Annotated in this window: 30 protein-coding genes; 2 read left to right on the forward strand and 28 right to left on the reverse strand. The window is 46.7% G+C overall.

Features of this window, described 5'->3' with window-relative positions; all coding sequences use genetic code 11:
• Positions 1 to 339, forward strand: a 339-nt coding sequence (locus KH703_RS06205) for a hypothetical protein (protein ID WP_304295012.1), incomplete at its 5' end; no start/stop codon positions are given.
• A 90-nt stretch (positions 340 to 429) separates the two neighbouring features.
• On the opposite strand, the gene KH703_RS06210 is transcribed toward KH703_RS06205, so the two are convergent.
• The 22 genes from KH703_RS06210 to KH703_RS06315 all read right to left on the reverse strand — a co-directional run bounded on the left by KH703_RS06210 (position 430) and on the right by KH703_RS06315 (position 19176).
• Positions 430 to 1896, reverse strand: coding sequence for an aldehyde dehydrogenase family protein (locus tag KH703_RS06210; protein WP_297894493.1), 1467 nt, complete (start codon positions 1894 to 1896; stop codon positions 430 to 432).
• Positions 1897 to 3041: 1145 nt separating this feature from the next.
• The gene (locus KH703_RS06215) at positions 3042 to 3791 is read right to left on the reverse strand and encodes an ATP-binding protein (protein ID WP_304295016.1); all 750 of its coding nucleotides are present in this window, start codon (positions 3789 to 3791) and stop codon (positions 3042 to 3044) included.
• Complete coding sequence (locus KH703_RS06220; RefSeq protein ID WP_304295018.1) at positions 3788 to 4486, reverse strand: 5'-methylthioadenosine/adenosylhomocysteine nucleosidase; 699 nt, start codon at positions 4484 to 4486, stop codon at positions 3788 to 3790. Before KH703_RS06220 ends, KH703_RS06215 begins: the two co-directional genes overlap by 4 nt.
• A complete protein-coding gene (gene fabD / locus KH703_RS06225; protein ID WP_304295020.1) occupies positions 4483 to 5427 on the reverse strand; it encodes an ACP S-malonyltransferase in 945 nt (314 codons plus the stop codon). The genes KH703_RS06220 and fabD overlap by 4 nt, the downstream gene beginning before the upstream one ends.
• A 9-nt stretch (positions 5428 to 5436) precedes the next feature.
• Positions 5437 to 6051: a peptidylprolyl isomerase gene (locus tag KH703_RS06230; RefSeq protein ID WP_304295022.1), complete on the reverse strand. Its 615-nt coding sequence runs from the start codon at positions 6049 to 6051 to the stop codon at positions 5437 to 5439.
• Positions 6052 to 6102: 51 nt separating this feature from the next.
• Positions 6103 to 6921: a tetratricopeptide repeat protein gene (locus KH703_RS06235; protein WP_304295024.1), complete on the reverse strand. Its 819-nt coding sequence runs from the start codon at positions 6919 to 6921 to the stop codon at positions 6103 to 6105.
• A 1-nt stretch (position 6922) separates the two neighbouring features.
• Complete coding sequence (locus tag KH703_RS06240; RefSeq protein WP_005869621.1) at positions 6923 to 7396, reverse strand: OmpA family protein; 474 nt, start codon at positions 7394 to 7396, stop codon at positions 6923 to 6925.
• A gap of 55 nt (positions 7397 to 7451) precedes the next feature.
• Positions 7452 to 8699 carry a Tol-Pal system protein TolB gene (tolB, locus tag KH703_RS06245; RefSeq protein ID WP_291938295.1) on the reverse strand — a complete coding sequence of 416 codons (1248 nt, stop codon included), beginning with the start codon at positions 8697 to 8699 and terminating at the stop codon, positions 7452 to 7454.
• A 15-nt stretch (positions 8700 to 8714) separates the two neighbouring features.
• A complete protein-coding gene (locus KH703_RS06250; RefSeq protein WP_304295029.1) occupies positions 8715 to 9110 on the reverse strand; it encodes a TonB C-terminal domain-containing protein in 396 nt (131 codons plus the stop codon).
• A gap of 18 nt (positions 9111 to 9128) precedes the next feature.
• Positions 9129 to 10109 carry a TonB C-terminal domain-containing protein gene (locus tag KH703_RS06255; protein ID WP_304295031.1) on the reverse strand — a complete coding sequence of 327 codons (981 nt, stop codon included), beginning with the start codon at positions 10107 to 10109 and terminating at the stop codon, positions 9129 to 9131.
• A complete protein-coding gene (locus tag KH703_RS06260) occupies positions 10102 to 10500 on the reverse strand; it encodes a biopolymer transporter ExbD (protein WP_005869629.1) in 399 nt (132 codons plus the stop codon). The genes KH703_RS06255 and KH703_RS06260 overlap by 8 nt, the downstream gene beginning before the upstream one ends.
• Positions 10500 to 11075 (reverse strand): MotA/TolQ/ExbB proton channel family protein, encoded by a 576-nt coding sequence (locus KH703_RS06265; protein ID WP_177389416.1) that lies wholly within the window; start codon positions 11073 to 11075, stop codon positions 10500 to 10502. Before KH703_RS06265 ends, KH703_RS06260 begins: the two co-directional genes overlap by 1 nt.
• A 2-nt stretch (positions 11076 to 11077) precedes the next feature.
• A complete protein-coding gene (atpC, locus tag KH703_RS06270; protein ID WP_291938303.1) occupies positions 11078 to 11482 on the reverse strand; it encodes an ATP synthase F1 subunit epsilon in 405 nt (134 codons plus the stop codon).
• Between the two features lie 10 nt (positions 11483 to 11492).
• Positions 11493 to 12890: a F0F1 ATP synthase subunit beta gene (gene atpD / locus KH703_RS06275; protein ID WP_295151010.1), complete on the reverse strand. Its 1398-nt coding sequence runs from the start codon at positions 12888 to 12890 to the stop codon at positions 11493 to 11495.
• 11 nt (positions 12891 to 12901) lie between these two features.
• A complete protein-coding gene (gene atpG / locus KH703_RS06280; RefSeq protein WP_304295032.1) occupies positions 12902 to 13810 on the reverse strand; it encodes an ATP synthase F1 subunit gamma in 909 nt (302 codons plus the stop codon).
• Positions 13811 to 13822: 12 nt separating this feature from the next.
• Complete coding sequence (gene atpA, locus KH703_RS06285) at positions 13823 to 15337, reverse strand: F0F1 ATP synthase subunit alpha (protein WP_297950558.1); 1515 nt, start codon at positions 15335 to 15337, stop codon at positions 13823 to 13825.
• An 11-nt stretch (positions 15338 to 15348) separates the two neighbouring features.
• Entirely contained in the window at positions 15349 to 15879 is a 531-nt protein-coding gene (locus tag KH703_RS06290; RefSeq protein WP_304295033.1) for a F0F1 ATP synthase subunit delta, read from the reverse strand.
• A complete protein-coding gene (locus tag KH703_RS06295; RefSeq protein WP_304295034.1) occupies positions 15879 to 16394 on the reverse strand; it encodes a F0F1 ATP synthase subunit B in 516 nt (171 codons plus the stop codon). Before KH703_RS06295 ends, KH703_RS06290 begins: the two co-directional genes overlap by 1 nt.
• A 10-nt stretch (positions 16395 to 16404) precedes the next feature.
• Positions 16405 to 16827, reverse strand: coding sequence for a F0F1 ATP synthase subunit B' (locus KH703_RS06300; RefSeq protein WP_297900601.1), 423 nt, complete (start codon positions 16825 to 16827; stop codon positions 16405 to 16407).
• A 74-nt stretch (positions 16828 to 16901) separates the two neighbouring features.
• A complete protein-coding gene (locus KH703_RS06305) occupies positions 16902 to 17765 on the reverse strand; it encodes a ParB/RepB/Spo0J family partition protein (protein WP_304295035.1) in 864 nt (287 codons plus the stop codon).
• Complete coding sequence (locus KH703_RS06310; RefSeq protein WP_177389424.1) at positions 17753 to 18544, reverse strand: ParA family protein; 792 nt, start codon at positions 18542 to 18544, stop codon at positions 17753 to 17755. The genes KH703_RS06305 and KH703_RS06310 overlap by 13 nt, the downstream gene beginning before the upstream one ends.
• Positions 18541 to 19176 (reverse strand): biotin--[acetyl-CoA-carboxylase] ligase, encoded by a 636-nt coding sequence (locus KH703_RS06315; RefSeq protein WP_304295037.1) that lies wholly within the window; start codon positions 19174 to 19176, stop codon positions 18541 to 18543. Before KH703_RS06315 ends, KH703_RS06310 begins: the two co-directional genes overlap by 4 nt.
• Between KH703_RS06315 and KH703_RS06320 the strand changes: the two genes are divergently transcribed.
• The gene (locus KH703_RS06320; protein WP_304295038.1) at positions 19146 to 19382 is read left to right on the forward strand and encodes a hypothetical protein; all 237 of its coding nucleotides are present in this window, start codon (positions 19146 to 19148) and stop codon (positions 19380 to 19382) included. The two genes, KH703_RS06315 and KH703_RS06320, sit on opposite strands and share 31 nt — an antisense overlap.
• A gap of 326 nt (positions 19383 to 19708) precedes the next feature.
• Here the strand turns inward: KH703_RS06320 and fmt are convergent, their stop codons facing one another.
• The 6 genes from fmt to rplU all read right to left on the reverse strand — a co-directional run bounded on the left by fmt (position 19709) and on the right by rplU (position 22954).
• Positions 19709 to 20629 (reverse strand): methionyl-tRNA formyltransferase, encoded by a 921-nt coding sequence (gene fmt, locus KH703_RS06325; RefSeq protein ID WP_304295039.1) that lies wholly within the window; start codon positions 20627 to 20629, stop codon positions 19709 to 19711.
• Complete coding sequence (locus KH703_RS06330; protein WP_304295040.1) at positions 20601 to 20732, reverse strand: hypothetical protein; 132 nt, start codon at positions 20730 to 20732, stop codon at positions 20601 to 20603. Before KH703_RS06330 ends, fmt begins: the two co-directional genes overlap by 29 nt.
• A gap of 11 nt (positions 20733 to 20743) precedes the next feature.
• Positions 20744 to 21085 (reverse strand): hypothetical protein, encoded by a 342-nt coding sequence (locus tag KH703_RS06335; RefSeq protein WP_304295042.1) that lies wholly within the window; start codon positions 21083 to 21085, stop codon positions 20744 to 20746.
• A 126-nt stretch (positions 21086 to 21211) separates the two neighbouring features.
• Positions 21212 to 22267 (reverse strand): GTPase ObgE, encoded by a 1056-nt coding sequence (gene obgE, locus KH703_RS06340; protein WP_304295044.1) that lies wholly within the window; start codon positions 22265 to 22267, stop codon positions 21212 to 21214.
• A 110-nt stretch (positions 22268 to 22377) separates the two neighbouring features.
• A complete protein-coding gene (rpmA, locus tag KH703_RS06345; RefSeq protein ID WP_295151027.1) occupies positions 22378 to 22635 on the reverse strand; it encodes a 50S ribosomal protein L27 in 258 nt (85 codons plus the stop codon).
• Positions 22636 to 22645: 10 nt separating this feature from the next.
• Positions 22646 to 22954 carry a 50S ribosomal protein L21 gene (gene rplU / locus KH703_RS06350; RefSeq protein ID WP_040303368.1) on the reverse strand — a complete coding sequence of 103 codons (309 nt, stop codon included), beginning with the start codon at positions 22952 to 22954 and terminating at the stop codon, positions 22646 to 22648.
• Positions 22955 to 22971: the final 17 nt, after the last annotated feature.

Here is a 22971-nt window from a genome sequence, read left to right on the forward strand (position 1 = left end):
TATGCTCCTATCGTAGGCTGGATAACGCTAATCGGTCTTTTTTATACGACGGTTATCCCGAATTGCTTTAAATTTATTGCGTGCTACGATGATAAAGTGATAGTAAGATATATCTTTTGGCAAAGAATTCTAAAATATGATGAGATTAAGTATATTGCTACATTTGCATATCTGCCTGGAGGCGAAACACTTTGCCTAAAACTAAAATTTAATTTGGCAAATATCGTATTTAATCTAAGCTCGATTATTTTGCCTTTAAGTTATATAACAAAAGAGGATTTTGAAAAATTAAAAATTTTAATGAGTGATAAAAATATCGAATATAGGGATTTTATCTAAACCGAAGCAGTCTTAAAATTAAATACGCAATCAAGTCAATCAGAATAAAATTTCGGGCGGCGCAAACCGCCCGAGATACCGCACTAAGCCCTACTGCTCGTAAAAGCCGCTCGGTTTGGAGATCGTGTCGATGTAGATGTTTTTGGTCTGGGTGTAGTGATCCAGGATCATCTTGTGCGTTTCGCGACCGATGCCCGATTCTTTGTAGCCGCCAAACGGCGCGCCTGCGTGGATCTGGTTGTAGGTATTGACCCACACGCGACCCGTCTCAAGCAGGCGTGCGACAGTGAGCGCTTTTGCGATGTCGCGCGTAAATACGGCGCCGCCTAGTCCGTAGAGGCTGTCGTTTGCCATGCGGACGAGCTCATCTTGATCTTTAAATTTAATCACGACGCCCACAGGACCGAAGATCTCCTCCTGCGCCACGCGCATGTCGTTGCGCACGTCCACGAGTAGCGTAGGCTCGACAAAAGCCTCTCCCGCGCTATGTCGCTTGCCGCCCACGGCGATCTTAGCGCCCTCCTCTACGCCGATTTTTACGTACTCTAAAATTTTATCGGCTTGCTTTTTGTTGATCTGGCATCCCATCTGGGTGTTTGGATCGAGCGGATCGCCTACCTTGATGCGCTTAAATTTCTCCACGAGCGCCGGTACGAATTTATCGTAGATGCCCTCCTGCACGAAAATTCTACTTCCCGCGCAGCAGACTTGGCCTTGGTTGAAAAGGATACCCAGCTGCACGCCGTCGATCGCAACATCGAAGTCGCAATCGTCAAAGATGATATTCGCGCTCTTGCCGCCAAGTTCAAGCGTAGCGGGGATGATCTTTTGCGCTGCGGCTAGCGCTATGCCTCTGCCGACCTCAGTAGAGCCCGTAAATGCGAGCTTATCGAGCCCTTTGTGAGTGCGGACGAACTCGCCTGCCTTGCTTCCCTTGCCGGTTACGACGTTGATGACGCCTTTTGGAAGCAGCGGCGCGATTAGGCGGATGAACTCCAAAATGCTAAGGCTGGTTTCGGAGCTTGGCTTAAATACGCACGTATCACCCGCGGCAAGTAACGGAGCGAGCTTCCATGCGCCCATCAAAAACGGGAAATTCCAAGGCACGATCTGTCCTACTACGCCGATCGGCTCGCGCAAAACGACGGATAGATAGCGCTCTTTTAGCATATTGGCGCTGCCCTCCTCGCCCAAGATCACGCCCGCGAAATAGCGGAAATGCTCGATCGACCACGCTACGTCGACCGCGCGCGTCTCGCGGATCGGCTTGCCGTTGTCGATAGTCTCTACGGTGGCGATGAACTCGGCGTTTTGCTCTAAGACGTCGGCGATCTTATTTAACAGCGCGCTACGCTCATAAACGCTGGTGCGGCGAAAGCTCTCAAACGCCTTGCGGGCCGCGGCGACCGCTCTATCGACGTCCGCCTTGCTAGCATCTGCGATCTTTGAAATTTTCTCGCCGGTAGCGGGATTAAAAACGTCTAGGCTCGCGCCGCCTTCGGCACCCACAAACTCGCCGTCGATGAAAAGCTTATAGCTTGGTTGGATTGTAGCCATGCTTACTCCTTACGTGAAATATGACATTCGCTATTATATATCCGCGGCGGTTAATGCGGCATAAATTTCGGAGCGAAAATCGGTTAAAATTTCGCGGTGTGTAAATTTGAGAAGCAATGCGGCGCTCGCGAAATTTTAAAATTTAATCTACGCGCGCGACAGCTGAGGTTTTGAGCAGCTTTGAAGCGGCGTGAAATTTAACCCGGCGCGAACGGCGAAATTTCAAAATGTAACGTTTATGAAACGAGAGCGGAAATTCGGCTGCGTGAAATTTTAGAATTTCGCTCCGATAAAATTTTAAAATTTGGCTTCGTCTGGATTTTGAATTCGGCTTCGTTAAAATTTTAAAATTTTGTGAAGTAAAATTTTTGAAACATTTTGCGGAGCGGGCGAGCGGTTTAAATTTACGGCGCGCGACAGCGTGCGACGATCAATTAGCGAGCGCGACTCAAGCTATATGTAACCCAAACTATAGTCTGCCGATAAAATTTTAAAATTTTGCGGGGTAAAATTTCATAATTCGGCTTCGTCGGAGTTTTGAATCGGGCTTCGTTAAAATTTTAAAATTTGGTCTGGTTGAGAATTTTAAAATTTTGTGAAGTAAAATTTCAGAAATACTTTTCGGAATAAAATTTCTACAACTATCTTTCGCGCAAGCTTTGTGAGCCTCTTAACGCTTATTTGTAAGGCTCCGCTTGGTACGGGCGGCTTTTGAGCAAGACGAGAGGGCGGCGCCGAAAGCAGCCGCAGCTGTTTTGTAAAAACAGACACAGCACGCACAACCTACTATCGCTCGTAGCTTCTCGGGTACAGAGGGCACAGTCGCTCATGCGCACGGCTTCGGGCACAGAAGTACAACCACTCGCGCACACGGCTTCTTAGACGCAGGGGGGATAGCTATTCGCCGCGGCTCGTGTACAACTTATACTCAGAAGTGCAATCGCCCGCACCGCAATTTAGACACAGTGATCCAACTGCTCACGCTGCGGCTCACAGCTCGTTCGAGCACGGGGGAAAATAACTGCTCTGCGTGCGTCAGGCTCATTCAAGCCAAAAAATCGAACTAGGCGCACGAAACTCATGTTATCGCAAGAACTGTGCGCTTTGAATTCGTTTGAGTGAAGGAGTGCAAACCGCTTAAAATTTTAAAATTTAGGCTCGAAAAAAGTCTCTTCGTGGATGTTGGCAAAGGCGGCTTGCAGGCTGATAAAAAACCTCGGATGGGCCTTTTCGTACTGCGCCAAAAGCTCCTTCGTAGCGGCGCGCGCGGTGGGTTCCTTGCCGCCGTATTGCTTCGCGGGGCAAACCTCCTCCTCGCGCATGATCGGAAGCTCGTTATCTCTAGCACAGGCGGCGATTTGGCGCTCGCGCGTGAGAATGAACGGGCGGATGATCACGAGCCCGTTTTCGGCGACATAGCACGGAGCGAGAGTGCGAAGCGCGCCGTTGAAGGTGAAATTCATAAAAAAACTCTCCGCGGCGTCATCGAGGTGGTGGGCGATGGCGATCTTATTAAAGCCGTGTTCGAGCGCGTAGGAGTAGATGTATCCGCGCCTCATACGCGAGCAAAAGCTGCAAAACGTGGTGTTTGCGCGGATCTTTTCCTTGCCGAATTCAAAAATTTTAGTATCGATTATCTCGTAGGGGATCTCGTGCTCTTTAAAATGGGCGCTTATCTCGCGCAGATCCTCGCCGATACCGTAGGTGACGGTAACGGCTCGAAACTCCCAATCTAGCGGGCTTACGCTTTGGAAGTGCTTCAGCACGTGCGCCAAGCTCATGCTGTCCTTGCCGCCGCTAAGAGCTAGTAAAATTTTATCGCCGCGCTCAAACATCTTGTATTTGGCGTTGGTTTGTCCGACCCGGCGCAGTAACTTTTTGGAGAGGTTTATCATAACCTTTCGATCATTTTTAGGACGAAATTTGCGCTCGTTTGCGCGCTTTTTACCATAAACTCGTCAAAGTCGAACTCGGCTTTGTGTCCCGCCTCGTCGCTTATCGCGCGCAGCACGCAAAACGGTACGCCCAGCGCGTCGCACACCTGCGCCACGCTCGCTCCCTCCATCTCGACCGCGCTCGCGTCAAACGTCCGCTCGATCCAGCTCTTGCGCTCCTCGTCGCTTACGAACTGATCGCCGCTAGCGATGATACCCGATTTTAGCGTGATGCCAAGCTGCTCGGCGACGCTTTGCGCGATGGAATTTAGCCTCGCGTCGGTTTGGACCGAAATTTTACTTCCCGGCACGAATCCGTGCGGATGACCGAACGCCGTGATGTCCAGATCGTGCTGCACGAGCGAGGTGGCGTATAAAATTTCGCCGATCTTGATGCCGCGCTTCAAAGCCCCCGCGACACCCGTAAAAATGAGCGCGCGCGCACCGAATCTCTCGATCATAACCGTAGCCGTCAGGGCGGAATTTACCTTGCCGATCTTCGAATATGCGATCACTAGATCGTGACCATTAAGCTTGGCGGCGTAGAATTTATTATTCGCATGCTCCGTAGCATCCACGCTCACGTCCCGCTCGCGCAGTACGGATAGCAGTGGCTCGATCTCTTCGGGCATGGCGCCCAAGATCGCTACTTTCATCCATTCTCCTTTGCAAATTTCAGAAACTCGTCTAAGCTTGCAAGATCCGTGATGCTAAAGGTTGATTTCTGCGTGATCTTTTTGTTTATACCTTTTAAAACCGCCGCGCCGAACTCTACGAAGCAGTCCACCTCGCCCTCATAATTTTTGATGCTTTGCTTGTAAAGCACGGGGCTGATAAGCTGGGCTTTAAGCAACTCTAGCGCTTCGGATTTCGCCCTGTATGCTCGCGCCGTGGCGTTAGCGACGACGGGGGCGAAGCTCTCTTTTAGCGCGGGGCGCAAAAATTCCAAAAGCTCGTCGCTGGCACTCCCTAGCATCGGGCAGTGGCTTGCGACGCTCATATTCAGTAGCATCGCACGCTTTGCGCCTGCGGCTTTAAACTCGCCCTCGAGTGCCGCGAGATCGTTTTTTTTGCCCGCAACTACGATCTGCCCGTCGCAGTTATAATTCGCCGCCCATACCTGCTTACCGGCACTCATCGCATCCGCGCAAATTTTCTCGACCGCCTCGTCGGCAAGAGCCAAGATCACCATCATTCCGGCGCCTTTGCCCTCGCAGGCGTTCTGCATGAGCCTACCGCGAATATTTACGAGCTTTAGCATCTGCTTCGGCTCTATGCCTCCCGCAGCGCTTAGCGCGCTAAACTCGCCCAGCGAATGCCCGAGCAAAAACTGCGGAGCGATATTAAGCTTTTCTTGATCCAGCCTTTCTTGCAGCGCCGCAAGCGCCATCATGGAATTTAATGCAATCGCAGGCTGCGTAAATTCCGAAACATCGAGCTTGTCGTTAGGTTCAAACAGTAAATTTTTAAAATCGATGCCGGTAAATTCTGAAGCCTCATCCAAAAGCGCGCGCGCAGAGGCGGAGTTTTCGTAAAACTCCCTGCCCATGCCTACGCTTTGGCAGCCCTGTCCGGGGAAGATAAAAGCGAATTTCATAAAAAAATCCTAATGCTCGTGGTGATGCCCGCCGCAGCACTCGTGATCTTTTCCGTGATCGTGACCTCCGCAACACTCGTGATCCTCTGCGTGATCGTGTCCGTGTCCGCCGCAGCACTCGTGCCCCTCGTGATGATGGTCGTGTCCGCAGCTGCAGCTGTGCGCACCTTCCGGCTGTCCGGTAAGAATTTCGTCCGCCGTCGCTTCGCGGTTCTCGACGATCTTTATATTAAATTCCAGCTCCTTGCCCGCAAACGGGTGGTTAAAGTCGATAGTGACGTCCTGCTCGCCGATAGCTTTGACGCTCACGCGGGTGGTCGCGCCGTCCTCTGCCTGGCCGAAAAGCTCCATGCCCACCGCCAGATCGATGCCCGCAAACTGTTCTTTAGGCAGGATCTGCACGGCGTCCTCTTTATACTCACCGACCCCGTCACTCGGGCTTATACGAACCATTTTGCTCTCGCCCGCTTGTAGATTTAAAATTTCATCTTCCAGCTTCTGGATGATTTGATCCTTGCCGCTAAGAAAGGCAATCGGGTCGGAGTTTAAATTTGATTCTAAAATTTCGCCGGTTTTACCGTCTTTTAGCTCATAATGCATCTTTATAACTCGGTTGTTAGCCATAGTTTTTCTCCTGTTTAAAATTTTATTTTTGATTTTGTATTTAAATTTAGGTTATCTAGTGGGTGCGGCTTTAGCTTCTTTGGAGTCCGGGTATGAAGCCTTGAGCGCTTTGTAGAATTTATCTGCGCTGTCTTTATCGCCGATCTTATCGAAGCTGATCGCAGTGTGATAAAGAAGTTTTGGGGTGTAGTCTTGGCTCTCGTTATGCGAAATGCTCTTTTTATAATAGTTTATCGCCTCTGCGTATGAGCCGGAAAAATATGAAATTTCGCCCAGCATATAGTTTGCCTTAGCTGGCTTATAATTTTTAGATACTAAATAATTGTAGCGCTCTTTTGCGCCGGAATAGTCTTTTTTCGCATACAAGGCGTCGGCCTCTTTCAATACTGAAGCTTGATCTTTTGATTTAAAATCGGAATATACTTTTGTACTAGCGGAGGTTGAAGCAGTGCCTGCGTCTAATTCAGCGTTTTTTTTTACGCTGCCGCCGCTACCTAATTTTTTATTGATTTCAGCGATTTGGGCTTTTATAGTTGAGATATCTCGTTTCATCTGATCTAGCTCGCTGTTACCTTGGCTTTTGCCAGTAGCGCGAATTTCTAGATCCGCTACCCTGTTTTCCAGGTTCGAAATTTTAGAATTTGTTCCTTCAAGGACGCTTCGCAAACCTTCGACACTCTCGCGTGTATTATCTACACTAGCTTGCATCTCGCTTATACGCTTGCGGTTATCGCGCAATACTTGTTCGTTTTCAGTTAAGCCGTAAGAGCTGCCTGAATCAATATTGCCAGCATCAAATGCAGAAGTTTCTGCATTTAAAAAAGTGGCAGCTCCCAAAAGAGCCGCCACCGTGAAATTTTTAAATTTCAAATTAGAATCCAACTTTGAATTCGTCGCGTCTGTTTTGAGCGTCGCACTCTTTAGAATGCTCTGTGCAAGCCATATTGCTCTCGCCGTAGCTTACTACGGAAATTCTGCTCTCATTTACGCCTTGAGCAACCAATGCGTCTTTAGCTGCAGTAGCTCTCTTTAGACCAAGAGCATAGTTGTACTCATCAGAACCCCACTCATCGCAGTTACCCTCAACTTTAACAGTTAGAGACTCTGCGCCTGCTTGATTGAATAGAGCTGCGTTATTATTGATTGTGCCTTGCTGATCGGCTCTAATATTAAATTTATCAAAGTCGAAATAAACAGTGCCAACTTCACTTTGGATCTGAGATGCCAAAGCAGCTAGTCTATCTGCACCACTTGTGCTTGTAGTATCGGCCTCTGGGGTCTTTTTAGAACAACCGCTCAATAATAGAGCAGCAACTGCTATCGAAGATAAAACTAAATGTTTCATTTTCTATCCTTTCAAAAAAAATTGAAGTCATTATATCACGAGATTTTTTAATATTTTACCAATCAACCGATTGAATTTTACCCACTCTTAACGGAAATTGGAAACTTTTATTCTCGTTAACTCTGATAATACCTACCGAGCTTCCGCCGCCGTCTTGCTTGATAAACATAATGCTGCCGCCATCGCTAGAAAATCTAGGAAACATATTTTTGCCGCTAGCCGTTAACTGGCGAATCATATCGGTTTGAGTAGAGATTAAATATATATTAAATCCGCCCCCGCCGTCGCGACTAGAGTAAGTAACGTAATTACCATTTGTGCTGATGGAGTTATTGTTTTTGCCATGATAGACGAGCTGCTGAACGTTGCCGCCATTTATGCTAGTGGCAAATACGTTCGGATAACCTAAACGATCGCTCACAAAAGCCACGCGCGAATCGCCGTCGATAAAATTTCCATTTACATCAATGCCAGCGTAATCGGTAATTTGCTTAGCGCTGCCCGAGGCTATATCATACAAATAAATATCGGGTTGATCTTTAGGCGCATTGGTGATTAAAAGCTTTCTGCCGTCGGCGCTTACATCTGAAGCTATCGTCATGCCATGACCGGTAAAAATTTTACTTTTGCTACCATTGGATAGATTAAATTTATAAATAGCGGGCGTATTTTTATTGACATAGTAGGTATAATAAAATTCGTTCTGCGCTGCGCTTGCCCATTTAGGGAAGATATTTAATCCGCCGCGAAGCACAACCTGCTGGTAAGTAAGCGTATAATCAGCCACCATGATCTCGCTCTCGCGCGTCGAAGTGTAGCGAGAGAGCAAAATCATCTCCTTCATCCAATCGACATTTGAGTAGCCTAACTGCTTGACGATCTCAGATACCGCCATGTGTGCTAAAAACGGATACTTTTCGGCATTTGAAAGCGTAAAGCTCTTCTCGTACATCACCCTGCCGCTGTTCGCCTCAAGTACTTTGGCTTTTAGGCTCATCGGCGAGCTTTTATCACTTACCGCGTAGCGCACGATCAGAGCGGCGCCGCTAGAGCCTAGATTATCGGAAGCGCCCGCATCATAGCTGCTTTGTAGATACTCGTCGCTGACTTCAAAAGTCGCGCCGACCTTTAGATCACCCACCATAAGTTTAAAGAATTTGTTGCCAAATTCTGAATTTGCAAGATTCGATGCATCTTGAACGACGATTTTAGGTAGATTTACCCCTTCGTTTACGATAGACATAGTCGCATCTGCCGCGAAAATGCTACTACAAAATGCAAGAATCAAAAGTAGTTTCTTCATCTTTTCTCCTTAAATTTAATTTGCTACGTCGGATAATACCATTTCAAATGTGTGAGATTTATTATCCGGTGATTTTGGAAAGCTTCGCTTAGGAAGCTCGTCTAAAAATTTCCTTAGCTTTTGGTTAAATTCTGTGCTACGCCCAAGCTCTAAAATTTGATAATCTATCACTCGTCCATCGGTGCTAAATTCTACGCAAACTCTAGCTTCATCGGAAATGCCTACTTGATACTCCGTCCATAGAGTTTGTAATTTCGACGTCATCTGCGAAAAATAAGTATCTAACTCCTTTGAAATTTTAATTTTACCAGATTTTTGCGAAACGGAATTTCTTTCATAAATAAAATTCTGTTCCGAATCCGCCGCAAAAAGCATACAGCAAAACGCAAAAATACAAAAAAGTCTCTTCACTTTTTTCCCTTACGAATTCTAATTTGTCTTCATCACGTCGGACATCCTAGTATCAATCTCATGCGACGCTCCGTCGGGAGACTTCGGGAAAGTCTGAGTCGATAGATTATCCAAAAAATCTCGCAACTTCTGGTTAAATTCAGTCTCTCGCCCCAACTCTATAATAGTATAATCCGCCACTCGCCCATCTGCGCTAAAGACTATCTTAATCCTTGCGTCGTCCTTCGCGGTCGCCACATATCTGCTCCATAGAACCTGAAGCTTCTTCTCGATAGCGCCGTAATAAGCGTTATACTCGCCCGTCCTTTGCGTCCTGCCGCCAAGCTTATCGGATTTGACGACAGCATTTTTAGATGCTGCTTTATCCTTAGCACTAGAGGTGGCGGTTTCTTTATCGGACTTTTTGTTACTCTGAACGGCGTCGCTAGCTTTGGCGCTCTCCTCAAGCTTCTTATTGTCCTTAGTTGTATCCGAAAAAAGATCGCTCAAGCTCGGTTTTTCCTCTTTTTTTGGCTCCGACTTAGCTTCCTCTTTTTTCTCTACTACTTTTTCGGAAGGTTTATCTTCCAACTTAGGCTCAGGTTTGGGCTCCTCTTTTTGGGGCTCAGCTTTAGACTCGTCCTTTTTAGGTTCCGACTTCGGCTCTTCCTTCGGCTTTTCGGGCTCTTTCGGCTTTGCCTGCACCGGAGGTGGCGGAACTACTTGCGCCGTAGTCTTAATTTTATCCTCCGGCACGTCCTTCACATTCTTATTGTCAAACTCGCCTTGCTTCGTTTCTTTAGCGATTTCAGGCGCGGACGGAAGTTTATCATCTATTTCGAAATCAAAAGTAACATCCATATAATCGTTGGGATTGTCAGTATATTTTTTAAATTTTTCCTGCGGCTTTGAAATTTGATATAAAAGAACAAAAATCACCAGCAGATAGGCAAAAAGGGCGATTAAAAACGATTTAAAATTATCGTATTTAACCCCCGTAAAATTTGAATAATTAGCCATTTGTTTGAAGTGCGACTTTTGTAAAACCCGCCTGCTTTAGGCTCTTTAAAACAAACATTACATCGTCGTAAACGAGTCTTTTATCGGCTTGGATATAGACGGGTTTTTCCAAGCTATACTTGCCGGTGCCTTTAAGCAACACGAGATTATCCGGGAATTCAGCTAGGCTCATCGAGCTTTTGTCGATATAAACCTTGCGATCTTCGCCGATACGCACAAGCAAGAATTCCGCGGTATTTTCCGAAACCTGTGCTTTTGAGCCACTAGGCAGTTCGATCTTTTCATCGTAGATAATCGCCGTTTGCGCGACCATTAAAATCGCTAGCAAAACAAGCATAATATCGACGAGTGGAGTTATATTTAACTCTGGATTTTCGTCGAAATTATACATTAAATAGCTTTTCCAGTGTTTGCTTTAAATAGCAAAATATCTGCCGTACGATTTATAATGCTCATAACTTCGTATGCTTTGCGTTTTATAAGTAAGCTGAAGGTGTATGCGGGGATCGCTACAAAAATTCCACATCCTGTGGCAACCAGCGCCTCACTGATCGCAGGAGCGATAGTATCGATGCCGGAATTTCCGCCGCCGAGCTTGGAAAATGTGTGAAGTATGCTAACGACTGTACCAAATAGCCCGATAAACGGCGAAGTGGAGGCGACGATAGATAGCCAAGTAAGTCCGCTAGTGGAGTCGCGTTCAGCTTTGCCTTTATAAATTTCCAAGGCTTCTTTTGAAATTTTATCGGTATTTACTTTTTGAAAAATAGAGCCCGAAAGCGAAATCCTACCACCCATTAGTAAGGATTCGAGTGCCTTTGCTTCGCGGTGTTGCCACGCACTAAGCCCTACAAATCTGGAGATCAAAATCGTAAAAGTGACGATAAAATAGATGGATAACCAAGAAAGCACGAATATCGTAATAAATGTGCTTCTCGTAAAATAACTTAAAATTAGATCTAGCATATTTAACTTTGCCTTGCGAATTCGTCGACTCTAGCCATGATTGCTGCGGAATTTGCCGCATCGGAGCTAATGGACGCAAGCATATCTTTGGCGCGCTGCAAAGACTTTGCTACGGCGCTTTCGCTATCGCCTCCGATAGCTACGGCTTGAGTGGCTAGAATAGTAGTTTTTTCTTCTGTAACTTCCAAAAATCCGTCGTTTACCAAAACAAGCTGTTTTTTGCCATCTTTATCCACGATCTCGACGACGCCACCTTCGCTTTTGTCTTTAAGTCCCGTCAGCAAACTCGCATGCCCTGGCAAAATACCCATTTCACCAGTGATGCCGGGAAGTTGGACGGATTTGACCTCACCCGAAAAGACCATCCCTTCGGGCGTAACGATATCTAAAAGCAAAAATTCTTTCATCTTAAAATTCCTATGCTTTCATCTTTTCGGCTTTTGCCACTACCTCGTCGATATTTCCCACCATATAAAAGGCATTCTCCGGCAGATCGTCGTATTTGCCCTCTAAAATTCCCTTAAAGCCAGCGATAGTCTCCTCTAGCGAGATATATTTGCCCGGACTTCCGGTAAATACCTCGGCTACGAAAAACGGCTGAGATAGGTAGCGCTCGATCTTTCTAGCGCGCTCGACTACGAGCTTGTCTTCTTCGCTAAGCTCGTCCATACCCAAAATCGCGATAATGTCTTGCAAGTCTTTGTATTTTTGAAGCACTGCCTGGACGCCGCGAGCGACCTTATAATGCTCCTCTCCGATAATTTGTGGATCAAGCATTCTTGAGGTCGAATCAAGCGGATCGACGGCAGGATAAATTCCTTTTTCGGCGATCGCTCTGTTTAAAACGGTCGTCGCATCAAGGTGCGCGAAAACGGTCGCAGGCGCGGGGTCAGTAAGGTCGTCCGCAGGTACATAAACGGCCTGAACGGAGGTAATGGAGCCCTTCTTAGTAGAAGTAATGCGCTCCTGTAATTTACCCATTTCGCTAGCAAGCGTAGGCTGATAGCCGACCGCGGACGGAATTCGTCCTAAAAGCGCAGACATCTCCGAACCCGACTGCGAGAAACGGAATATATTATCGATAAACATCAAAACGTCAAGTCCTAGCTCGTCGCGGAAATACTCGGCCATCGTAAGACCGGTTAGCGCGATGCGATTTCTCGCCCCCGGCGGCTCGTTCATCTGGCCATAGGTCAAGGCGACTTTATCCAAAACGCCCGATTCTTTCATCTCGTTATAAAGGTCGTTTCCCTCTCTCGTTCGCTCGCCGACACCCGCAAATACGGAGTAACCGCTGTGTTTGAAAGCGACGTTGTGGATTAGCTCCATGATGATGACGGTCTTGCCGACACCAGCACCGCCGAATAATCCTACCTTGCCGCCCTTTGCGTAAGGGGCTAGCAGATCGACTACCTTAATGCCGGTTTCAAAAATTTCGCTCTTCGTGCTTTGATTTTCAAAGCTAGGCGGATCTCTGTGGATCGACCAGCGGGTTTCAAATTTTTCATCCTCGCCTTCATCGATCAGATCGCCTGTGACATTAAAAATTCTACCCAAAACCTTCTCACCCACTGGCACCGTAATAGGCGCGCCAAGAGCCGTAGCCTCAAGCCCTCGCCTAAGTCCATCGCTCATATCCATAGCGATCGTGCGGACGCGATTGTCTCCAAGGTGTGCGGCTACCTCTAGGATCAGCCTACGATGAGCGCCTTCGACGTCAAATTTAACCTCGATAGCTTCATTAATCTTCGGCAAGTAGTCCTTGAAATCGACATCGACCACGGGACCCATTACCTGAGAAATTATTCCTTTCATCCATTTTCCTTTCATTTCATTGATTCGACGCCGCTTATGATCTCGATAAGCTCAGTCGTGATAGAGCCTTGTCTGGCTTTGTTGTATGCTAAATTTAACTGCGATACGCGTTCTTTGGCGTTATTTGTCGCATTCTCCATAGCGTTCATTCTCGAGCAGTGCTCCGCGGCCAAAGAGTCGATCAGCGCATAATACATGCTGTAGCTAAGATAGCTCTGGATTAAATTTAACATCAATGTTTCTTCGTCCTCAGGGCTTTCAACTTCTACTTCCAATGTAGAGGTTTTTAAAGCGTCCTCGTTAATCGCAGGCTCTCCGATTGGCACCAACGTATTTACCCGCATCTCTTGGGCAATCATATTCAAATAGCCGTTATGGATAAGTATAACTTCGTCAGTTTTACCTTCGTTAAAATCCTTAACCGCGGCTTGGACGATTTCGTTAGCTTTCTCGGACGATGGAGATGAGCTCACGCCGATATATCGCTCCAAAAGCTCAATGCCTTGAAAATCAAAATACTCTATCCCCTTTTTGCCGACGGCGCGAAGGCGAACCTTGATCTTTTTAGCTTTAAGCTCCTCGATCAAAGCTTTGATCTTTTTGATGGTATTGATATTAAAACCGCCGCAAAGCCCTTTATCTGCGGTAATAAACAGCAAATCAACCACCCTTACCTCTCGAGTGGTATCAAAAATTCTAAGTTTTTCGTCGTTACCTGAATTATTACCTACGTAATTTTTAACGCGCGCAGAAATTTCACCCAAGACCTCGTTAATCTTCACCGCATAAGCTCGCGAGCGCATCGCCGCTTCTTTAGTGTTTTTAAGCTTGACGTTGGAGACCAGCTTCATAGCTTTGGTAGTCTTCTCCGTATTTCTGACGCTCTTGATCTGTAGCTTTATATCCTTTAAATTTGCCATAATTTAGCCTTTTTAAGCGGCAAAGGTCGCTTTAAAGTCATTTAGAGCCTTGATTAAATTTTCTTCCAAATCCTTCTCGATGGTCTTTTTGCTTCTGATCTCTTCAAAAATTTCAGGGTATTTTGCCTCGATATACGGATAGAGCTCAGCTTCGAATTTACCGATCGAGCTTGCAGGTATGTCATCCAAAAATCCGCGGCTTCCCGCAAAGATGATGACTACTTGATTTTCGACCGGAAGCGGCGAATAAGGAGGTTGCTTTAAAATTTCGACCATTCTTTGTCCGCGATCCAGCTGCTTACGGCTGCTCTCGTCCAAATCGCTCGCAAACTGCGCAAACGCCTGAAGTTCACGGTATTGAGCAAGATCTAGGCGCAAGGTTCCCGAGACCTTTTTGATCGCTTTAATCTGCGCGGAACCGCCGACGCGGCTAACCGAAAGACCCACGTTGATCGCAGGACGAATTCCAGAGTTAAATAGACCAGATTCTAGGAAAATTTGACCGTCAGTGATAGAGATAACGTTTGTAGGGATATACGCCGAAACGTCGCCTGCCTGCGTCTCGATAATAGGAAGCGCCGTTAGGCTGCCTGCACCGAGTGCATCGCTTAGTTTGCTAGCGCGCTCAAGCAGGCGGGAGTGCAGGTAAAATACATCGCCAGGATATGCCTCGCGTCCTGGCGGACGGCGCAAGATAAGCGACATCTCGCGGTACGCAACCGCATGCTTGCTCAAATCATCGTAGATGATAAGTGCGTGGCGGGAGTTATCTCTGAAATACTCACCCATCGTGCAGCCCGAATACGGAGCCAAGTATTGAAGTGCAGCCGCCTCGCTAGCACCGGCTGCAACTACGATCGTATAGTCCATCGCACCGTATTCTTCAAGCTTCTTAACGACTTGAGCGACGGTAGATTGCTTCTGGCCGATTGCTACGTATATGCAGATAACATCCTGGCCCTTTTGATTGATGATAGTATCAACAGCAACGGTGGTTTTTCCCGTTTGGCGGTCGCCGATGATGAGCTCGCGCTGTCCGCGACCGATCGGCACTAGCGCGTCTATCGCTTTAAGACCGGTTTGAAGTGGCTCATGGACGGATTTACGAGCCATGATGCCTTTAGCCTTTTCTTCAACAAACCTAGTATCGCTAGTCTCTATCGCGCCTTTGCCGTCGATCGGTTCGCCTAGAGCGTTTACCACGCGACCGATTAATGCATCACCTACCGGAACGCGCAAAAGCTTACCCAGTCTTTTAACGCTACTACCTTCGTTAATACCGCTAGTATCGCCTAAAATAACGATGCCGACACTGCTCTCCTCTAAATTTAACGCGATACCACGAGCCCCGTTTTCGAATTCGACCATCTCGTTAGCCATTACGTTTTTTAAGCCGTAAACATTAGCAACACCGTCTGCGACCGAAACGACCTTACCGGTTTCTTCGATATCAACGCTAAGATCGAAATTTTCGATTCGCTCTTTGATTATGCTGCTGATTTCGTCTGCCTTAATTTTCGCACCCACGCTTTACTCCTTTAAATTGCTTTTAAAATATATTCGCTCATTTTTTGTTTCAATCTATCGACTGAAAAACTAATCTCAAATCCAAGATCCTCGACTTCGATCTTAATGCCTTCAAGTTCGCTTTTAACGGGTTGCAGAGTAATATCTGCATTAAATTTCTTTGAAATTTTAGCCTCTAGCTCTTTTATTTTTGCGGCGTCTATTTCAGTAGCAGAATAAATTTTGCCCAAATATTTATTATCCAGTGCTGCAATATTCTCGCGCAGTTCCTCGACTATCTGCGGGATCAGCGCAATACGCCTATTTTTAGCTAGGAGTTTAATAAAATTTACGATTTTTTCGCTTGGATTTTTTATAAACGAAGCAATAAGTTCCACTTTGGATTCCTCTTTTAGCGTCGGAGATTTTACGATATCTTGGAATTTTGGAATTTTAAACGCGCTCGCGACGCTCTCGAGCGTCTGCAAAACAGAGCCTAGTTCATCTTTTTTATAGCTCAGTATAAGGGCGTTTACATATCTTTTTGAGGTGTTATTTATCATCATCCGACCTTTTTCTCTACGATTTTAACCAGTTTGTCTTGACCGAATTTAATGTCGTCCGATGCAAAAACGTCATCCAGTATCTCGCTTACGACCTCTTTTTTGATCTTACGCGCCTCAAAGCTCTTCTGCTCGTCGAAAGATTTTTGCAAATTCGCAATCTCTTGCTCGGTTACATTTTTTATCTTTTCGGCGGCGAACACGATCTCTTTTTTAGCAGTTTCGATTAAAGCTGCACCTTGGACCTTAGCATCTTGCAGATCTTTTTTAGCTTGCTCCTTGCGAGCTGCAGACTCTTTTAAAATTTTTTGATTAGCCTCAAGTCTAGATGCGATGCCGTCGATCCTACCTTGATATGCCGCTTTTGCGGGACCTTTTAAAAGATAAAACAAAATTCCGAAAAACAAAATGAAATTTATACTTCGCCACAGCACGTCGTAGTCTTTGACTCCATCGTGCCCACCGCTTGCTAAAACAAACGCCGGAATTATAAATAAAAATAGATATTTTTTCATACTGAAATCCTCATACTTTAGCCACGGCAGTGCTTAGAGCATTTTTAAATTCCGGAATTTTGGCTTGCAAATCATTTTTTAGATTGCGCTTTTGCTCATCCAAACCGCCTAAAAATTGATCAAAATCCTCCTCCATCGCGGCTTTTTTCTCGGCTATTTCTCTGGCGGCAGCCTGCTTCGCGCTATCCATCGCCTCTTGCTTTATTTTAACAGCTTGCAACTTCGCAGCATCCATGATTCTTACGATCTCTGCTTTATCGGCATCTGCGTCCTGTGCGTTTTTCATCGCATTTGCCTCATCTTCTTTAATAATAGCCTCTCGCTTTTCCATATGCAAAAGTAGCGGTCTATAAAGCTTGATATTTAAGAAGTAAATCAAAGCTAAAAATACGACAATGGTCGTTATCATGGCGGTCAAACTTACGTCTAGCATCGCACCTCCTCCAGGTTAGTTTTAAACAAAATGCGTATTTTACAATATGAAAAATTAAAATACACTATAAAAAATCATCCGATTTTCTTTAAAAACTCGGAAATTTGTAAAATTTCGTTAAATTCGATCGAAATTTTACGCTCTTTGATACTTATTTTACCAAATTGATCAAGCTTAGCCTTTAGCTTTAAAAGCTCGGGCTTGAAGCTTTGAAATTCCACGCCGGGCTTTTTCTCTTTTGGAACGGTTTTATCTTTGAGCTTTTTTACTAAAGTTTCAGTATCTCTTACGCTTAGGCGCTGTCCTAAAATGGTATTTAGCGCTAAAATTTGATCCTCTTTTTCGAGTCCAACCATTATCTTGGCGTGCCCTTGCGAAATTTTATCTGCGCTTATGGCGTCTTGCACTTCGGAGCATAAATTTAAAAGCCTTAGCGTATTGGTAATCTGCGTGCGGGACTTTTTGATGATGTCGGCTAACTCCTCTTGCGTGATCCTGTATTCGCCGATAAGCTCCTTATAGGACTTAGCAAGCTCGATAGGATTTAGATCCTCACGCTGGATATTTTCGATAAGGGCAAGCTCTCTTAAATTTTGAGATTTTATGTCTGCGACTACGGCTTTGATTGTACTCTCGCCCAAAAGCTTCGTCGCTCTTAGACGTCGCTCGCCGGCGATCAGGACGTAAGAATCATCCTTTTGAATAACGATGATAGGCTGAATAAGCCCGTGGCGAGCGATGCTCTCGCTTAGCTGCCTAAGTGCCTCCTCATCGAAGCTTTGACGCGGTTGATATGGATTTGGCTCGATTTTATCGACATCGATTTCGATAACTAAGCTATCGGCATTTCCACTTTCTAGCTCCCTGTTATAGGAGCTTTCTACGTCGTCTAAAATCGCACCGAGCCCGCGCCCGAGTGCTCTTTTTACCTTGCCCATTTTTGCTCCATTATGGATTTAGCGAGGTCTTGATAGGCGATGGAGCCGGCGGATTTTATATCGTATAAAACCACCGGCTTGCCAAAGCTTGGGCTTTCGGCTAGCTTGATATTGCGCGGGATGATGACTAGATCATCACTCTTACCGATACGAAAGAGCTTATCATCAAAATATTCGCGTAAATTCGCAACTGTCTCTTTGGCGAGGTTGTTTTGCAAGCTGTACATTGTCGGCAAAAATCCGCGAATTTTTAAATTTTTATTGAGCGTTTGCTTGACGACTTTTACGGTATTTAGAATCAACGCGACGCCTTCAAGCGCGTAGAATTCGCACTGAATCGGGATAATTACACTATCGCTTGCGACCAAGGCATTTACCGTAATGCTACCGAGCGTCGGCGGCGAATCGATGATGATGAAGTCGTATCTGTCTTTAACCTCGGAAATTTTATTTTTTAGCATTAGTTTGAAGTCTTTCTCTTCGCTTACTTCGCGCTCGATACCTACAAGTCCGATGTTTGACGGCACCAGATCCATAAACTCAAGTTCGGTCTTTTGGATCACTTCGGACATGCTCTTACGCCCCGTTAGGACGTGATAAATGTTAAATTCAAAGTCGCTGCGATTAAATCCAAGTCCGGTCGTAGCGTTCGCCTGAGGGTCTACGTCGATCAGTAGGACCCGCTTTTTCTTTATTGCTAGCGACGCAGCAAGATTAACCGCTGTGGTCGTCTTTCCGACGCCGCCTTTTTGATTGGCAATCGTAATTACTTCACTCATCTTAAAGCATAAACCCTTTCTTCATTTATTATGATCGATCCGTCTTCGCAAAGTTTAGCCTGCGCGAGTGAAATTTTTTCGCCGCCTAGATGAACGCTAAAATTTTGCGATTTTTGGAATTGTAACGAAAAATTTCTAAAAATTTGCTTCCACGGGATTTTATTTTCATATAGTGCGAAAAAGCCCTCTATAGCGTCTTTTGCGCTGATTTTTATATCTAAAATTCCCGCATATTCGGGCGCGCCGAGTAGGTTCATGCCGATGCCGCAGACGAGGGTATTTTTGATCTTATTCGTCATCGTCCCACCGATTTTGCGCTCATCTACATAAAAATCGTTGGGCCATTTTAGCCAAAGCTGCGAACCGAGCGATGCTAGAAGCTCCTGCATGATCATCGCAAAATATATGCTCGCCGACTGAGGCGGCACATCTGCGGGCAGATCGCTCTGCGCGACACAGAACGAAAAGGCGAGATTGCCGCTAGCGCCCTCCCAATCATTGCCGCGCGAGCCGATACCGGCGCTTTGGCGATTTGCGGCTATCGCAAAAGGCGGCGTTATCCTGCCTTCGCGCACGGCGTCTACTAAAAACTCCTGCGTAGATGGCATTTGCTCTACGAATTCTATCTGCAAAACCAGCTCCTTGCATAAAACAAGGCGCTCATCTTACGATATCGCAAGCATTTAAATTCCGCGCTGCGATAGAATTTTGCGACAAGATAAAATTTAGCACGATAAAATTTTACGGCGTAGCGGAATTTTATGCGATGAAATTTTGCGATCTTGCTAAATTTTTCGGTAACGCGGATTTTTCTAGCGGCACTGCGATAAAATTTTAAGGCTCTGTCTCGCAAAAATTCTGCGGCACGATCATAGAATTTTAAGTGGTGCGTGTTCGGTATAGCGCTGTAAAGTCCGCAACCGCGGCAGCGAAATTTTAATCTCCTGTGAGCGTAAAATTTTAGAGCATAGAAGCGAGATTTTAAAATTCTATAAAGCCTTGATTTTGGAGCTTCACTTCGAAATTCCGCACAGCAAAATTTTACCTCACGATCGCGGCGATACCCGGGGCAAAATTCAGTCGTAATGCCAAAAGTGCAGCGCAAATAAAATCCCCGCGTAGCATCATAAGCGCGACGCAAAACGCGAGAATTTAAAATCCCACTTAGCATAGCAGATCGCCGATCTTTAGCCGCTTGCCGTTTAGATACGCGCTAGCGTCCACGGGCTTTTTGCCAGGCTCTTGCACTTTTATGATCTTGACCGCGCCCTCGCCGCAAGAAACGCAAAAGCCCAGCTTATCAACGTGCAGAATTTTACCCGCGCGTTCAAATTTACGCCCGCAAGATTCGCTCAAAAGCTCTAGTTCTAAAATTTTTAACCCGCTAGCTAGATAGATCCCGGGCCAGGGCGTCAGCGCGCGGAATTTATTATAAATTTGCCCCGAGCTTTCCTCAAAACTAAAAAGCCCGTCAGATTTGCTTATTTTTTTACAGTGCGTAGCCTGCGCGTCATCTTGCTTTAGCTGCGTTAAATTTGTAAAATTTCGCAGCACTCGCACGATCAGCTCGCCCGCCAGATCACCCAGTTCGTCAAACAGCTGCGCCGCCGTTTTGTCCTCGCAAGGCGTATAGGCAAAATCAAGCATATCGCCCGTGTCAAGCCCCGCATCCATCAGCATCGCCGTCACGCCCGTCTGCTTTTCGCCAGCTAGTAGCGCGCTTTGAATGGGACTTGCGCCGCGGTACTTAGGCAGGATCGAAGCGTGCAGGTTTATGCAAGGCGCGATATCAAGCACGCTTTGCGGCAAAATTTTACCGTATGCGGCAACCACGATAAAATCAGGCTTTAGCTCTTTTATCTGCGCTCGGGCCGCCTCGTCTTTCAAGCTTGCAGGCTGAAAGATCGGCACGGCGGGAAGGTGCTGTTGCGCGTAAACTTTAACCTCGCTAGGCGTTAAAATTTGCTTCCTGCCGACGGGCTTATCGGGCTGCGTAAAGACGGCCGCGATCTCAAATTTCGCCTCCGCAAGCGCGCGCAAAATTTTAGCCGCATACTCAGGCGTTCCCATAAAAACTATATTCATTCTTTTCCTTTAAATTTAGCCACATCAGGGCGCGAGCGATCATGCAGACGCAATCGTGCTCGCAATAAATTTTGCGCAGACCGTAAGGTAAACCCGGGTCCACACTCGCGCGCCTTATTTGACGGCGGATTGATTTTTATCCTCGGATCCGTCCGGCCAAGGCCAAAAAGCGCACGGATCTTCGGACCAATAAATCTTTACAGACGGTTTCGCTCCCAGCTCATCTAGGCTAATCTTGCCGTCGTGATTAGCATCGAGCCTCTTAAATTCCGAGCCCGAGCGCAGATTTAGCTCTGCTCTCAGCCCAGACGGTACCTCGCCCGCCATCCACTCCTGCAAGCTCAGCGCGCCGTCGTGATCCTTGTCGTTAAAGTCCATAAAATTCGGCACCGGATCGGCGGGATCACAACCGTATGCGCCGAAGCATAAAAATACTAGAATAAAAATTTTATTCATTTCGCTTCCTTAAATTTTATCTTTTTGCGGCGTTTGCGAGCGATAAATAAAATTTAACCGCGTATGCGGGCGCGCTTAAGGCCTGCGTTCGTCAAAACCCCTCTACGGCGCGGCTTTTAGCGCAACCTACAGCTCCTTTTTAAGCAGTTCAAGCAGGTTAAATTTTAGCTCGTTTATATTTTGTCCCGTAGCCGAAGATATCGGCATCACGAAAAACGGCTTAGCGGCGTCAAACTCATAAATATCTTGTTTAAATTTCATCTCGCCAGCCGTGCCCGCAAGTCCCAAATGCGACAAAAAAGCGTCAAATTTTTCCTGCAAATTTTCGGCCGCGTCCGCGCGAGTTAGAGCGATCGCGTAATCTCTTTTTGCAAGCTCTCCGGAAAATTTCGCCGTCTCGGTCCTCAGCGCATCAAACTGCTCCTCAAGGCTGCGGTAGTTCGCAAAATCGAGCATAAAAAGCAAAATTTTAGTGCGCTCGACGTGTTTTAAAAACTGCACGCCAAGCCCGCGCCCTTCGCTTGCGCCCTCGATGATGCCCGGGATATCGGCCATGACAAAGCCGCTATATTCGTCCACCTCGACGAGACCGAGCTTTGGCGTGAGCGTGGTAAACTCGTAGTTTGCGATCTGAGGTTTGGCGTTTGAGACGGTGGATATGAGCGTGCTTTTGCCCACGTTTGGAAAGCCTACGAGCCCAACGTCGGCGATGAGTTTTAGCTCCAGTCTCACCTCGCGCATCTGCCCTTCGAGGCCTTTTTGCGCGTATTCGGGGGCTTGATTAATCGAGCTTTTAAAGTGCACGTTGCCAAGCCCGCCTTTGCCGCCTTTTAAAAACAGCCTCGTCTCGCCGTCATTTAGCATATCAAGCACCAGCTCGCCGCTATCCTCGTCGTAAACGCTGGTGCCCGGAGGGACGATGAGATAGAGATCCTCCCCGCTTTTGCCGGTCTTTTTGCGACCCTCGCCGGGCGTGCCGTTTTGCGCTTTAAACTCCCGCTTGCCCTTGTAGGATGAGAGGGTGTGGGAGTTTTTATCGACCCTAAAATACACGTCGCCGCCGTCGCCGCCGTCGCCGCCGTCAGGACCGCCTAGGATGACGAATTTTTCGCGGCGAAAGCTGACGCAGCCCGCGCCGCCGTCGCCTGATTTGACGCTAAGCTTTACGCTGTCTATGAACATAGCTATCCTTAAATTTAAAACGGCAATTATAGCCAAATGAGTTGAAGATAATTTTTAAACGGATGAAATTTTAAAAGAGGGGCTTGCGCCCCCGAAGATTTTAGCGGCAATTACGCAGCGGGATAAACCGATACTTTTTTGCGATTTTTGTCTTTTCGCTCAAATTTTACGACGCCGTCGATCAGCGCGAAAATCGTGTGATCGCTACCCATGCCCACGTTGCTGCCCGGGTGCGTCGCAGTGCCGCGCTGGCGGATGATGATGTTGCCCGCGCGAACGAACTCGCCGCCGAATTTTTTGACGCCTAAGCGGCGTCCGATACTATCTCTATTATTTTGGGTTGAGCCTTGACCTTTTTTGTGTGCCATTTCCTATCCTTTATGCGTTAATCGAAACGACTTTGACGCGGGTATATTGGCGTCTGAAGCCGCGTTTTACTTTTGAATCTTTGCGTCTGCGTTTTTTGAAGATAACGACTTTTTTATCCTTGCCTTCGCAAACGACCTCCAAAACCACCTTGGCACCCTTTACGAACGGTGCTCCTACCTTTAACTCGCCGTCATTTAGCGCTAAAACTTCGCTAAGCTCGAGCTTTGCTTTCGGCTCTGCATTAAAATGGTCTAAATTTAGGTAGTTGCCCTCTTCGACCTTATACTGCTTGCCGCCGTGTTTGATGATAGCATACATCAAAAATCCTTTAAAAT

It is taken from the genome of Campylobacter gracilis, assembly GCF_018374135.1.
GTDB classification, from domain to species: Bacteria; Campylobacterota; Campylobacteria; order Campylobacterales; family Campylobacteraceae; genus Campylobacter_B; species Campylobacter_B gracilis_A.